Annotated in this window: 12 protein-coding genes; 10 read left to right on the top strand and 2 right to left on the bottom strand. The window is 72.3% G+C overall.

Features of this window, described 5'->3' with window-relative positions:
• Nucleotides 1-26 precede the first annotated feature (26 nt).
• Complete coding sequence (hemW, locus tag ACZ6ZP_RS04315; RefSeq protein ID WP_383818831.1) at nt 27-1,259, top strand: radical SAM family heme chaperone HemW; 1,233 nt, start codon at nt 27-29, stop codon at nt 1,257-1,259.
• A 109-nt stretch (nt 1,260-1,368) separates the two neighbouring features.
• On the opposite strand, the gene ACZ6ZP_RS04310 is transcribed toward hemW, so the two are convergent.
• A complete protein-coding gene (locus tag ACZ6ZP_RS04310) occupies nt 1,369-2,193 on the bottom strand; it encodes a DUF3097 domain-containing protein (protein ID WP_366461939.1) in 825 nt (274 codons plus the stop codon).
• Between the two features lie 34 nt (nt 2,194-2,227).
• Complete coding sequence (locus ACZ6ZP_RS04305) at nt 2,228-2,971, bottom strand: MBL fold metallo-hydrolase (RefSeq protein WP_361462400.1); 744 nt, start codon at nt 2,969-2,971, stop codon at nt 2,228-2,230.
• A gap of 200 nt (nt 2,972-3,171) precedes the next feature.
• Here ACZ6ZP_RS04305 and hrcA point away from each other — a divergent pair, with 200 nt between their 5' ends.
• From hrcA to ACZ6ZP_RS04260, 9 genes are all read left to right on the top strand, one after another.
• The gene (hrcA, locus tag ACZ6ZP_RS04300; RefSeq protein WP_351160429.1) at nt 3,172-4,188 is read left to right on the top strand and encodes a heat-inducible transcriptional repressor HrcA; all 1,017 of its coding nucleotides are present in this window, start codon (nt 3,172-3,174) and stop codon (nt 4,186-4,188) included.
• Entirely contained in the window at nt 4,189-5,325 is a 1,137-nt protein-coding gene (gene dnaJ, locus ACZ6ZP_RS04295; RefSeq protein WP_351160426.1) for a molecular chaperone DnaJ, read from the top strand.
• 156 nt (nt 5,326-5,481) lie between these two features.
• Nucleotides 5,482-6,579: a nitronate monooxygenase gene (locus ACZ6ZP_RS04290; RefSeq protein ID WP_351160424.1), complete on the top strand. Its 1,098-nt coding sequence runs from the start codon at nt 5,482-5,484 to the stop codon at nt 6,577-6,579.
• Nucleotides 6,576-7,325: a 16S rRNA (uracil(1498)-N(3))-methyltransferase gene (locus ACZ6ZP_RS04285; RefSeq protein WP_351160421.1), complete on the top strand. Its 750-nt coding sequence runs from the start codon at nt 6,576-6,578 to the stop codon at nt 7,323-7,325. Before ACZ6ZP_RS04290 ends, ACZ6ZP_RS04285 begins: the two co-directional genes overlap by 4 nt.
• Nucleotides 7,326-7,352: 27 nt before the next feature.
• Nucleotides 7,353-7,745: a VOC family protein gene (locus ACZ6ZP_RS04280; protein ID WP_351160419.1), complete on the top strand. Its 393-nt coding sequence runs from the start codon at nt 7,353-7,355 to the stop codon at nt 7,743-7,745.
• Nucleotides 7,746-8,020: 275 nt separating this feature from the next.
• Entirely contained in the window at nt 8,021-8,575 is a 555-nt protein-coding gene (locus ACZ6ZP_RS04275) for a hypothetical protein (RefSeq protein WP_351160417.1), read from the top strand.
• Between the two features lie 86 nt (nt 8,576-8,661).
• On the top strand, nt 8,662-11,892 hold the full coding sequence (locus ACZ6ZP_RS04270) for a S41 family peptidase (protein WP_469405798.1): 3,231 nt from the start codon (nt 8,662-8,664) through the stop codon (nt 11,890-11,892).
• A gap of 249 nt (nt 11,893-12,141) precedes the next feature.
• Nucleotides 12,142-12,495, top strand: coding sequence for a histidine triad nucleotide-binding protein (locus ACZ6ZP_RS04265; RefSeq protein WP_351160414.1), 354 nt, complete (start codon nt 12,142-12,144; stop codon nt 12,493-12,495).
• Nucleotides 12,496-12,501: 6 nt separating this feature from the next.
• The gene (locus tag ACZ6ZP_RS04260) at nt 12,502-13,410 is read left to right on the top strand and encodes a ribonuclease Z (protein ID WP_469405481.1); all 909 of its coding nucleotides are present in this window, start codon (nt 12,502-12,504) and stop codon (nt 13,408-13,410) included.
• The last annotated feature ends 8 nt before the right edge of the window (nt 13,411-13,418 follow it).

Genomic DNA, 13,418 nt, shown 5'->3' with positions numbered 1-13,418 from the left:
CTCCGCGGTGCGGGACAATCGAAGGTATGCCTTCCGCACTGCCCGATGGTGAGCCCATGCCCGAGGACGGCGCGCTGCCCGCGTCCGCCCTGCAGGGAGCGGGGGCCCGTCCCCTCGGCTTCTACCTCCACGTCCCGTACTGCGCCACGCGCTGCGGCTACTGCGACTTCAACACCTACACCGCGACCGAGCTGCGCGGCTCCGGCGGCGTGCTCGCCTCCCGCGACAACTACGCGGACACCTTGATCGACGAGGTGCGGCTCGCGCGCAAGACCCTGGGCGACGACCCGCGCCCGGTGCGGACCGTCTTCGTCGGGGGCGGTACGCCGACGCTGCTCGCCGCGGCCGATCTGGTCCGCATGCTGGGGGCCGTCCGGGAGGAGTTCGGGCTCGCGGACGACGCGGAGATCACCACCGAGGCGAACCCCGATTCCGTCGACCCGGCGTACCTCAGCGAGCTGCGCGAAGGCGGCTTCAACCGCGTCTCCTTCGGGATGCAGAGCGCGAAGCAGCACGTGCTGAAGGTGCTCGACCGTACGCACACGCCCGGTCGGCCCGAGGCGTGCGTGGCGGAGGCGCGGTCGGCGGGCTTCGACCACGTCAACCTGGACCTCATCTACGGCACGCCGGGCGAGAGCGACGACGACTGGCGGGCCACGCTTGACGCGGCGATCGGCGCGGGCCCCGACCACGTCAGCGCCTACGCGCTGATCGTCGAGGAGGGCACGCAGCTGGCGCGGCGGATCCGGCGCGGCGAGGTGCCGATGACGGACGACGACGTGCACGCGGACCGCTATCTGATCGCGGACGAGGTCCTGGGGCGCGCGGGATTCTCCTGGTACGAGGTGTCCAACTGGGCCACCTCCGAGGCCGGGCGCTGCCTGCACAACGAGCTGTACTGGCGGGGCGCCGACTGGTGGGGGGCCGGGCCGGGGGCCCACAGCCATGTGGGGGGCGTGCGGTGGTGGAACGTGAAGCATCCCGGGGCGTACGCGGGGGCGCTGGCCGCTGGGCGCTCGCCGGGTGCCGGGCGGGAGATCCTCGCCGATGAGGACCGGCGGGTGGAGCGAATCCTTCTTGAGCTGCGGCTGCTCGAAGGGTGCCCGTTGACCTTGCTGCGGCCTGCGGGGCTTGCTGCTGCGGGGCGGGCGCTCTCCGACGGCCTGCTGGAGGCGGGTCCCTACGAGGAGGGCCGGGCGGTGTTGACGCTGCGGGGCCGGTTGCTGGCGGACGCGGTGGTGCGGGACCTGGTGGACTGAGGTTCGGGCGCGCCGGACGGGTCGAAGAGCTTTTGGGGGCCCAGGTAGGCAGCCGCGGGGTAATCGGGTGGGTGGGCGGGTGGGAAAAGATCCGTCGCGAAGCGGCGGTCTAGGACTCGACCGCGGTGACGAAGTCGATCAGCTCCTCCACCCGCCCCAGAAGCTCCGGTTCAAGATCCCGGTAGCTGCGCACCGAGCCCAGGATCCGCTGCCACGCGGCGCCCGTGTTCAGGGGCCAGCCCAGCGCCTCGCAGACGCCCGTCTTCCAGTCCTGCCCGCGCGGCACCCGGGGCCACGCGGCGATCCCCACCGACGAGGGCTTCACCGCCTCCCACACGTCGATGTAGGGGTGGCCCACCACCAGGGCCGAGGAAGAACTGACCTGCGCCGCGATCCTGGACTCCTTCGAGCCGGGCACCAAGTGGTCCACCAGGACGCCCAGCCGCGCGTCGGGACCGGGGGAGAAGTCGGCGACGATCGCGGGAAGGTCGTCGATGCCCTCCAGGTACTCGACGACCACGCCCTCGATCCGCAGGTCGTCGCCCCACACCCGCTCGACGAGCTCGGCGTCGTGCCGCCCCTCGACGTAGATCCGCCCCGCACGGGCGACCCGGGCCCGCGCCCCCGGCACGGCCACCGAACCGGAGGCGGTGCGCGTGGGACGTACCGGAGACGAGGCGGCGGACGGGCGGACGAGGGTGACCGTGCGGCCCTCCAGGGCGAAGCCCCCGGGCGTCATCGGGAAGACGCGGTGCTTGCCGAAGCGGTCCTCCAGGGTCACCGTCGGACCCTCCGCCGTCTTCTCGCAGCGGATCACCGCCCCGCAGAAGCCGGTGGCGAGCTCCTCCACCACGAGGTCCGCCTCCGCGGCGACCTCCGGCACGGACTTGGGCTTCTTCCACGGCGGGGTGAGGTCTGCGGAGTACTGGCGCATTCGCACGACGATAAGAGAAGTGGCGTACGACCGGCTACGACACGCCGAAGCGGGCCGCCAGTGTGGCGCGTTGCGCACGGACAAATGCCGCATCGACCACCGCGCCGTGCCCCGGGACGTACAAAGCGTCGTCGCCGCCGAGCTCCAGGAGCCGGTCGAGCGCCGCGGGCCACCGCCCCGGGACCGCGTCGGGGCCCGCCTGGGGTTCGCCCGACTCCTCGACCAGGTCGCCGCAGAAGACGATCTCCGGCGAGCTGTCCGTGCCGGGGACGAGGACCGCCATGTCGTGGCCCGAGTGCCCGGGGCCGACGTTCGCGAGCAGGACCTGCACCCCGCCGCCCAGGTCGAGCGTCCACTCCCCGCACACCAAGTGGTGCGGGCGGACCAGCAGATCGGCGGCCTCCGCCGCGGCGTCCGGGGCGACGCCGTGCCGGACGGCGTCGCCGCGCAGTTCGTCGCGGCCCTTCACGAGGACCGTGTCCAGGCCCACCGCGCCGTACACCTCCACGCCCGCGAACGCCGCGGCGCCCAGGACGTGGTCGAAGTGCGGGTGCGTCAGGGCGAGGTGGGTGACCCGGCGGCCCCCGCCGAGAAGGCCCCGAGCCTGGGTGCGCAGCTGTGCCCCCTCGCGCAGGGTCGCCCCCGCCTCGATCATCAGCGCCGATTCGCCGCCGACGACAAGGCCCGCCGTACAGTCCCAGACCGGGAGGCGCCGCCGCCCCACGTGCGGCGCGAGCCGCTCCCAACCCGCCTCGTCCCAAGCAAGTGCCACGTCCATAAGCCGACGCTAGCCCCGCACGGGCGGCTTGGCAGCCGCTGTCCTGGCCGTTGGACCGACATAGGGGTCCGGCCCTTGCCGGGGTCGTACCTCGCGGCCGTACACTGGGCGGGGTGTTGGCTGGCACTCGCCCGACAAGAGTGCCAGGCGAGGCCACAGGACCGGCAGGTTTCAGGGCAAAAAGGTGGAGGTGTGCGCGGATGCTCAGTGAACGCAGGCTCGAAGTGCTGCGCGCCATCGTCCACGACTATGTCGGCACCGAGGAGCCCGTCGGCTCCAAGGCGCTCACCGAGCGGCACAGCCTCGGGGTCTCCCCGGCCACCGTCCGCAACGACATGGCGGCGCTCGAGGAGGAAGGGTTCATCGCCCAGCCTCACACGAGTGCGGGGCGCATCCCGACGGACAAGGGGTACCGCCTCTTCGTCGACCGGCTCGCGGGCGTCAAGCCGATGGCGGCGCCGGAGCGCAGGGCCATCCAGAACTTCCTCGACGGCGCCGTCGACCTCGACGACGTGGTCGCGCGTACGGTGCGGCTGCTCGCGCAGCTGACCCGGCAGGTCGCGGTCGTGCAGTACCCGTCCCTCACGCGGTCGACGGTGCGGCACGTGGAGCTGCTCTCGCTGGCTCCGGCCCGGCTGATGCTCGTACTGATCACGGACACGGGCCGGGTCGAGCAGCGCATGATCGACTGCCCCGCCCCGTTCGGCGAGACCTCGCTGGCGGATCTGCGGGCGCGGCTCAACAGCAGGGTCGCGGGGCGCCGCTTCGCGGACGTGCCGCAGCTGGTGCAGGACATGACGGAGTCCTTCGACGCGGAGGACAGGGGCACGGTGGCGACGGTGCTCTCCACGCTCCTCGAAACCCTCGTCGAAGAGACCGAAGAGCGGCTGATGATCGGCGGAACGGCCAATCTCACCCGCTTCGGACATGACTTTCCCCTCACCATCAGGCCCGTCCTGGAGGCTCTTGAGGAGCAGGTCGTCCTGCTCAAGTTGCTTGGCGAGGCCACGGATTCGGGCATGACCGTACGGATCGGTCACGAGAACGCCCATGAGGGACTCAGCTCCACTTCCGTGGTCTCCGTCGGCTACGGTTCGGGCAGCGAGGCAGTAGCCAAACTCGGCGTGGTCGGCCCGACCCGCATGGACTATCCGGGAACGATGGGAGCAGTACGCGCAGTGGCACGTTACGTCGGACAGATCCTGGCGGAGTCGTAAGTGGCCACGGACTACTACGCCGTACTAGGCGTGCGCCGCGACGCTTCCCAGGACGAAATCAAGAAGGCCTTCCGAAGGCTGGCGCGTGAGCTTCACCCGGACGTGAATCCGGACCCGAAGACTCAGGAGCGCTTCAAGGAGATCAACGCCGCGTACGAGGTGTTGTCGGACCCGCAGAAGAAGCAGGTCTACGACCTCGGCGGCGACCCGCTGTCCCAGGCGGGCGGCGGCGGTGCGGGCGGTTTCGGAGCCGGTGGCTTCGGCAACTTCTCGGACATCATGGACGCGTTCTTCGGGACGGCGTCGCAGCGTGGCCCCCGGTCGCGCACGCGCCGTGGCCAGGACGCCATGATCCGGCTCGAGATCGACCTGGACGAGGCGGCCTTCGGGACCACCAAGGACATACAGGTCGACACGGCGGTCGTCTGCACGACCTGCAGCGGTGAAGGTGCCGCGCCGGGGACATCCGCCCAAACGTGTGACATGTGCCGCGGTCGCGGCGAGGTGTCGCAGGTCACGCGGTCCTTCCTCGGCCAGGTCATGACCTCGCGGCCGTGCCCGCAGTGTCAGGGCTTCGGCACGGTCGTGCCCACCCCGTGCCCGGAGTGCGCCGGCGACGGCCGCATCCGGTCGCGGCGGACGCTCACCGTGAAGATCCCCGCCGGTGTCGACAACGGCACGCGGATCCAGCTCGCGGGCGAAGGCGAGGTCGGCCCCGGCGGCGGCCCCGCCGGCGACCTGTACGTGGAGATCCACGAGCTGCCGCACGCCGTGTTCCAGCGGCGCGGGGACGACCTGCACTGCACGGTCACCATTCCGATGACGGCCGCGGCCCTGGGCACCAAGGTGCCCCTGGAGACGCTGGACGGCATGGAAGAGGTCGACATCCGGCCGGGCACGCAGTCCGGCCAGTCGGTGCCGCTGCACGGCAGGGGCATCACGCACCTGCGGGGCGGCGGGCGAGGTGACCTCATCGTGCACGTCGAGGTCCTCACGCCGAGCAAGCTGGACGCGGAGCAGGAGCGGGTCCTGCGGGAGCTTGCGCAGCTGCGCGGCGAGGAGAGGCCCACGGGGCAGTTCCAGCCGGGACAGCAGGGTCTGTTCTCGCGCCTCAAGGACGCGTTCAACGGGCGGTAGCGCCTCAAGCAGTGCCTCTTGGCGCCCCCGGCAGCGGATACCCCGTGCCGGGGGCGCCTTGTCGTCCGTGGGTCACTTGTGGTTGCTCGCGCCGTTCCCCGCGCCCCTGCCGGGGCGCGATTCGGTCGGTCGCAAAGGTCGTGGCACGATGCGGTTATGTCCTCCGCGCTGACCGATCTCTGCCGCCTTCCGATCGTGCAGGCCCCTATGGCGGGCGGGGCTTCTTGCCCCCAGCTCGCCGCGGCCGTGTCCGAGGCCGGGGGGCTCGGCTTCCTCGCCGCCGGGTACAAAACCGCCGACGGGATGTACCAGGAGATCAAACAGCTGCGGGGGCTCACGAGCCGGCCGTTCGGCGTGAACCTCTTCATGCCGCAGCCCGAGTACGCCGATGCCGCGGCCGTCGACGTCTACCGCAACCAGCTCGCCGGTGAGGCCGCCTGGTACGAGACGCAGCTCGGCGATCCGGACAGCGGCCGCGACGACGGCTACGACGCCAAGCTCGCGATCCTCGTCGAGGACCCGGTGCCGCTGGTGTCGTTCACCTTCGGATGCCCCACGCGCGACGTCTTCGACGCCTTCGCGCGGGTCGGCACGGTCACCGTCGCCACCGTCACCACGCCCGAAGAGGCGCAGACCGCCCAGTGGTCGGGCGCCGACGCCGTGTGCGTGCAGGGCATCGAGGCGGGCGGCCACCAGGGCACGCACCGCGACAACCCCGAGACGGACGGCGCCGGGCTCGGCCTCCTCTCGCTCATCGCGCAGGTGCGCGAGACCGTGCAGATCCCCGTCGTCGCGGCCGGCGGCCTGATGCGCGGCTCGCAGGTCGCCGCGGTGCTCGCCGCGGGCGCGGACGCCGCGCAGCTCGGCACGGCCTTCCTGGTCTGTCCCGAGTCGGGCGCGAACGTCCTGCACAAGCAGGCCATGACCAACCCGCTGTTCACCCGGACCGAACTGACCCGCGCCTTCTCCGGCCGCCCCGCGCGCGGCCTGGTCAACCGCTTCATGCGGGAGCACGGTCCGTACGCCCCCGCCGCCTACCCCCAGATCCACCACCTCACCAGCGGCCTGCGCAAGGCCGCCGCCAAGGCCGGTGACGCGCAGGGCATGGCGCTGTGGGCGGGGCAGGGCCACCGCATGTCGCGGGAGCTTCCCGCCGGGCAGCTCGTGGAGGTCCTCGCCGCCGAACTGGCCGAGGCGAAGGCCGCGTTGGCGGCCGAAGGGCAGCAGGGGACCCAGCCGGGGAGCGAGGCGTGACCGCGCCCGTCTTCGTCGTCGAGACCTTCGGGAACACTGCCGCGGGCGGCGCCGGACGCTACGTACTCGACGGCCCCGAAGGGCGGCACGCCGTCTCCGTGAAGCGGCTGCACGCCGGAGAGGACGTCGTCCTGACCGACGGCGCCGGCCGCTGGGCCGACTGCGTGGTTCTGGACACCGAGGGCAAGGACCGGCTGGTCCTGCGGATGGACCCCGTACAGGAGGAGGCGCCGCAGGAGCCCCGGATCACCGTCGTGCAGGCGCTGCCCAAGGGCGACCGCGGGGAACTCGCCGTCGAGACCATGACGGAGACCGGCGTCGACGCGATCGTGCCCTGGTCCGCGGCGCGCTGCATCACGCAGTGGAAGGGCGAGCGCGGACTCAAGGCGCTCGGCAAGTGGCGTGCCACGGCGCGCGAGGCGGGCAAGCAGTCGCGCCGGGTGCGCTTCCCCGAGGTGGCACAGGCCGCGACGACCAAGCAGGTGGCGGCGCTGCTCGGCGGCGCCGACTTCGCCGCGGTCCTGCACGAGGAGGGCAGCGAGCCGCTGGCCACGGCGGACCTTCCCGCCGCCGGGCACATCGTCCTGGTGGTCGGCCCCGAGGGCGGGGTCTCCCCGGACGAGCTCGCGGCGTTCGCGGCCGCGGGGGCCAGGCCGTACCGCCTGGGGCGTAGCGTGTTGCGTACGTCGACCGCGGGGACGGCGGCGGCCGCGCTGCTCCTGGGGCGCACGGGCCGCTGGTCCTGAAACCCCGCGCCGGGTAAGGGGGTTGCCGTGGAACTGGCCCAAGTGCGCCTGCTCGTATCGGACTTCAGCGCCTGTTACCACTTCTACGCCGACGTCCTCGGCCTCAAGCCGCAGTCGGGGGCGGTGGACGGACCGTACGAGAAATTCAGTCCGGCGACCGGCTCCGCGGGGATCGCCCTCCAGGACCGCTCGATGATGGCCGAACTCCTCGGCGAACTGGAGGAGTCGGCCACCGGGCACCGCTCGCTCGTGGTGCTGCGGGTCGACGGCCTCGACGCGTACTGCGCACGGATCGCGGGGCGCGGCGGAGTCGTCGTCCAGGGCCCCGCGCCCCTGACGGACCGCATGCGCGTCGCCCATCTCAAGGACCCGGAGGGGAACTTGGTGGAGTTGCAGGAGTGGCTGCTGCTGCGCGGCTGAGGGCGCCGTCGCGCAGGCGGACGGCTCCGGGCGCGTAGAGGTTGAGCCACTTCCGGTCACGGAGACGGCCGTCCTCGCCGTACGCCGCCCTCGCCGTACAGCGCGGGTGCGCGTTGCCCGGCGCGTTCTTTTGCGTGGGCCTGGCCTTCCTGGGCGTTCGGAGTGGACGCAAAGGGGACTATCGTCAGGCGGCTCGCAGTGGCACTCTGCCGCGTATGGGGGCATTGAGGCGCTTAAGCGATCGTGCGGTGGACGTGTGCGGACGGCGCCGACGGGTGCTGTATGCCGTCGGGTTCGCGGGGGCGGCAGTGATCGGGGTCGCCGCGTGCGATCCCGTCGACAGCGAGATGAACACCGCGGCCATCGCGATCACCACCGACGAGATGGCGACCAAGGAGCTGGAGCGGCAGCATCTCGACGTGCTGTGGATCAGCTGTACCGCCCGCTTCAAGGAAAGGGTCACGCCGTCCAGCGGTTCTCCCGACCGCGACGCGGCCGCCACCGTCGACTGCCAGGGGCAGGCCAGGAACGGCAAGGGGTCCGACAACACCAGTGACATCACCGTCAAGGGGACGGTGTGGTCCGTCGTCGACGGGCACTGCGTGCGCGGGAACCTGACCGCCAAGGTCGACAACAAGGAGTGGTTCCGGGTGGACGTGCTCGGCGACTGCTCCGGCGGTGACAACGGCGACAACGGCGGAGGGAACGGGGGCGGTGACACGCCGGTCGAGCCGGACGAGCCGGATCAGCCGCCCGGCGCGACCGTCACGGTGACCGTCGCGCCGCCGGGGACGCCCGACCCGACCTGCTCCTGCTTCAAGGGCAAGTGAACCGTGGCGACTTGCCGGCGGACACGGGCAAGTGATCCAAAACGCTGTCCGGGTCCGCCGAGGCTGCCTAGGCTGGCTGTGTGACACTGACTGGGCACTCTGCGTATCTACGGTTTCCGCATCTGCGCGGCGAGTTGATCGCCTTCACCGCCGAGGACGACGTCTGGGTCGCGCCCCTCGACGGCGGCCGGGCATGGCGCGTCAGCGCCGACAACATGCCGGTGAACCACCCCCGCATCTCCCCGGACGGGACGACCATCGCCTGGACGTCCACGCGGGACGGCGCCCCCGAGGTGCATGTCGCCCCGGTCGACGGCGGCTCCTCCAGACGCCTGACGTACTGGGGCAGCTCACGCACCGCGGTGCGGGGCTGGACCCCGGACGGGCGGGTCCTCGCGGTCAGCACGGCCGGCCAGGCCTCCCTGCGCCGCAGCTGGGCGCGGGCCGTCCCGCTGGACGGCGGGCCCGCGGACACGCTGCCGTACGGCGTCGTGGGCGATGTCGCGCACGGCCCGCGGGACGGCCAGATCCTGCTGCTCTCCGCGCCGATGGGGCGCGAGGCCGCCTGGTGGAAGCGGTACCGCGGCGGCACGGCGGGCAAGCTCTGGATCCGGCGCGGGGACGCGGACGATGCGGCGGGCGGCGAGGCCCGCTTCGTACGCGTCCATGAAGAGCTCGACGGGAACATCGAGTATCCGCTGTGGGTGGGAGAGCGGATCGCCTTCCTCTCCGACCACGAAGGCGTCGGCGCCCTCTACTCCTCGCTGCCCGACGGCTCCGACCTGCGCCGCCACACCGGCACCGACGGCTTCTACGCCCGGCACGCCGCGACCGACGGCACCCGCGTCGTGTACACCTCGGCGGGCGAACTCTGGCTCCTGGACGACCTGGTGGACGCCGAGCCGCGCCGCGTCGACGTCCGTCTGGGCGGTCAGCGCACCGACCTCCAGCCGTTCCCCGTGAGCGCGGCGCGCTGGTTCGGTGCCGCCGCTCCCGATCACACGGCGCGGGGCAGTGCCGTCTCCGTGCGCGGCGGGGTGCACTGGGTGACCCACCGCGAGGGGCCCGCCCGCGCACTCGCCGCCGAGCACGGGGTGCGCGCACGGCTGCCGCGCACGTTCCGCGTGGACGGCGAGGAGCACGTGGTCTGGGTGACGGACGCGGAGGGCGACGACGCGCTCCAGTTCGCGCCGGCCACGGGGCTCTCGCCGGGGGCGACGCCGCGCAGGATCGCCGCGGGGCAGCTGGGCCGGGTGCTCAACATCGCCATCGCCCCCGACGGCAGCAGGGCCGCCGTCGCCTCGCACGACGGGCGGGTGCTCCTGGTGGAGCGGGAGAGCGGGGAGGTGCGCGAGGTCGACCGCGGGGAGCACGGGGACGCCACCGGGCTCGTCTTCTCGCCGGACTCGGCCTGGCTCGCGTGGTCGCACCCGGGTCCGCGTCCGCTGCGCCAGCTGAAGCTGGCGAACACGGCTGATCTCTCGGTGTCCGAGGCGACGCCGCTGCGGTTCCGCGACTACGCGCCCGCGTTCACGCTCGACGGCAAGCATCTGGCGTTCCTGTCCGCGCGTGCCTTTGATCCGGTGTACGACGAGCACGTCTTCGACCTGGCTTTCGTCGGCGGCTCGCGGCCGCACCTGATCACGCTGGCGGCCACCACTCCCTCACCCTTCGGGCCGCAGCGGCACGGGCGCCCCTTCGAGGCCCCCGACAAGGACGAGACCCCGGACAGCGAGGGCTCGCCCGTCACCCGCATCGACCTCGACGGGCTCGCCGACCGCATCGTGCCGTTCCCGGTCGAGGCCGCCCGCTACTCGACCCTGCGGGCCGCCAAGGACGGCCTCCTGTGGCTGCGGCACCCCGTGCGGGGCGTCCTCGGCGCCTCCCGCGCGACCCCCTCGGACCCCGACCCGCGCACCGAGCTGGAGCGGTACGACCTGGTGCAGCAGCGCATCGAGGAACTGGCTTCGGACGCCGACCACTTCGCCGTCAGCGGCGACGGGAAGCGGGTGCTGCTGTGGGCCGACGGAAAGCTGAAGGTGGTGCCGAGCGACCGGCGGGCCTCCGGCGACGAGAGCTCCGACTCGAACATCACCGTCGACCTCACGCGCGTGCGCCAGACCGTCGACCCCGCCGCCGAGTGGCGCCAGATGTACGACGAGGCGGGGCGCCTCATGCGGGACAACTTCTGGCGGCCGGACCTGGGAGGGGTGGACTGGGACGGGGTGCTCGACCGCTACCGCCCGGTCCTCGACCGGGTGGCCACGCACGACGACCTCGTGGACCTGCTGTGGGAGGTCGCCGGGGAGCTGGGCACGTCGCACGCGTACGTCATGGGCGGCGGGGGCTGGGGGAGTTCGGCCGTGCGGCAGGGGCTGCTCGGGGCGGATGTCTCGCGGGGCGAGGACGGGGCGTGGCGCATCGACCGGATCCTGCCGTCGGAGACGTCGGACCCCTCCGCCCAGTCACCGCTCGCGGCGCCGGGGGTGGCGGTGCGGGTGGGCGACGCGTTGCTGGCGGTCGCGGGGCGGCCGGTGGACTCGGTGACGGGGCCGGGGCCGCTGCTGGTGGGTACGGCGGGGAAGCCGGTGGAGCTGACGGTGTCGCCCGCGGGGGGCGGTGACCCGCGGCACGCGGTGGTGATCCCCGTCGACGACGAGGAGCCGTTGCGGTACCACGCCTGGGTGGTGGACCGGCGTGCGTACGTCCACGAGCGGTCAGGGGGGCGGCTCGGGTATCTCCACGTGCCGGACATGCAGGCTCCCGGCTGGGCGCAGATCCACCGGGACCTGCGGGTGGAGGTGGCGCGGGACGGTCTGGTGGTGGACGTACGGGAGAACCGCGGCGGGCACACGTCTCAGCTGGTGGTGGAGAAGCTGGCCCGCAAGATCGTGGGCTGGGACCTGCCGCGGGGCGCGCAGCCCTTCAGCTACCCGGCGGACGCGCCTCGGGGTCCGGTCGTCGCTGTCGCCAACGAGTTCTCCGGTTCCGACGGGGACATCGTGAACGCGGCGATCAAGGCGCTGGGGATCGGGCCCGTGGTGGGGACGCGGACGTGGGGCGGGGTGGTGGGGATCGACAGCCGCTACCGGCTGGTGGACGGGACGCTGGTGACGCAGCCGAAGTACGCGTTCTGGCTGGAGGGGTACGGGTGGGGGGTCGAGAACTACGGCGTTGACCCGGACGTGGAGGTGGTGACGACCCCGGAGGACTACGCGGCGGGCAGGGACCCCCAACTGGACGAGGCGATCCGCCTGGCCCTCTCAGCCCTGGAGACCACGCCGCCCAAGACGGCGCCGGAGCTGCCGGGGGTGTGAGGGCGGCGCGGGGCGGGTCTGGTCAGTGGGTGGGTGCGGTGCCGCGCCGGTATGTCCGTCCTCGCTATCGTCCGGCCCCTCCTGAGCGCTGCCGACTGCGGGCATTCGGGTGGGTGGGAAAGCTTGTTCGTTCAGAGGTGGATGCGGGTGCCTGGGAGAGGTGGGGGCTGAGGGGAGCGGTCAGGCGGGGGCGCAGCCCCGATAGCATGCGGGGGGCCCGATACAACCTGCTCAGACCGGAGGCGCCCCATGGCGGGAGAACCGCAGGCAGACTGCCTGTTCTGCAAGATCGTCGCGGGTGACGTACCCGCGACCGTCGTCAGGGAGACGGACACGACCGTCGCCTTCCGGGACATCAACCCGCAGGCCCCCACTCACGTCCTCGTCATCCCCAAGGCGCACTACCCGGACGCCGCCTCCCTCGCCGCCGCCGAACCCGCCATCGCCGCCGACGTCCTGCGCGAGGCCGGCGAGGTCGCCGCGGAGGAGAAGGCGGAGAGCTATCGCATCGTCTTCAACACCGGCTCCGGCGCCGGGCAGACCGTCTTCCACGCGCACGCCCACGTCCTCGGCGGACGCGGCCTGCAGTGGCCTCCGGGATAACCCACCTTGTCCGTACGCGAATTGGTGGTCCTCGGCACCGCGAGCCAGGTCCCCACCCGGCACCGCAACCACAACGGATACGTCCTGCTCTGGGACGGGCAGGGCATCCTCTTCGACCCCGGCGAGGGCACCCAGCGCCAGATGCTGCGTGCCGGGGTCGCCGCGCACGACCTGCACCGGATCTGTGTCACGCACTTCCACGGCGACCACTCGCTGGGGCTGCCCGGTGTCATCCAGCGGATCAATCTCGACCGCGTCCCGCATGACGTGACCGTGCATTTCCCGCTCTCGGGGCAGCACTTCTTCGACCGGCTGCGGTACGCCACCGCCTACCGGGAGACGGTCTCGCTCGTCGTCGAACCCGTCGCCGGTGACGGGCCCCTGGCCGTCGCCCCCTCCTTCGTCCTCGACGCCGTCAGGCTCTCCCATCCCGTCGAGTCCTTCGGCTATCGCATCACCGAGCCCGACGGGCGGCGGATGGTGCCCGAGCTGCTCGCCGCGCGCGGCATCTCCGGGCCCGACGTGGGGCGCCTGCAGCGCGAGGGCGCGCTGGGGGACGTCACGCTCGACGAGGTGAGCTCCGTGCGGCGGGGGCAGCGGTTCGCCTTCGTGATGGACACCCGGCTGTGCGACGGCGTCCTCGCCCTCGCCGACGGCTGCGACATGCTCGTCATCGAGTCCACCTTCCTTGACGAGGATGTGCAACTCGCCTCTGATCACGGGCATTTGACCGTGGGGCAGGCCGCCCGGGTCGCGGTGGACTGCGGAGTCCGTCATCTCGTACTGACCCATTTCAGTCAGCGTTACCCCGACCCCGGCGTATTCGAGCAGCAGGCCCGGGATGCGGGATTCGACGGTGAACTCACCGTCGCGCAAGACCTGTTGCGTGTACCTCTGCCCAAACGAACCACCTGAGTGAGCCG

The organism is Streptomyces sp. NPDC054047 (assembly GCF_055585065.1).
This window is presented reverse-complemented; position numbering and strand designations above follow the sequence as displayed.

Coding starts and splice junctions, on each gene's coding strand:
- hemW (WP_383818831.1), top strand. CDS start 27: ATGCCTTCCGCACTGCCCGATGGTGAGCCCATGCCCGAGGACGGCGCG.
- ACZ6ZP_RS04310 (WP_366461939.1), bottom strand. CDS start 2,193: ATGCGCCAGTACTCCGCAGACCTCACCCCGCCGTGGAAGAAGCCCAAG.
- ACZ6ZP_RS04305 (WP_361462400.1), bottom strand. CDS start 2,971: ATGGACGTGGCACTTGCTTGGGACGAGGCGGGTTGGGAGCGGCTCGCG.
- hrcA (WP_351160429.1), top strand. CDS start 3,172: ATGCTCAGTGAACGCAGGCTCGAAGTGCTGCGCGCCATCGTCCACGAC.
- ACZ6ZP_RS04290 (WP_351160424.1), top strand. CDS start 5,482: ATGTCCTCCGCGCTGACCGATCTCTGCCGCCTTCCGATCGTGCAGGCC.
- ACZ6ZP_RS04265 (WP_351160414.1), top strand. CDS start 12,142: ATGGCGGGAGAACCGCAGGCAGACTGCCTGTTCTGCAAGATCGTCGCG.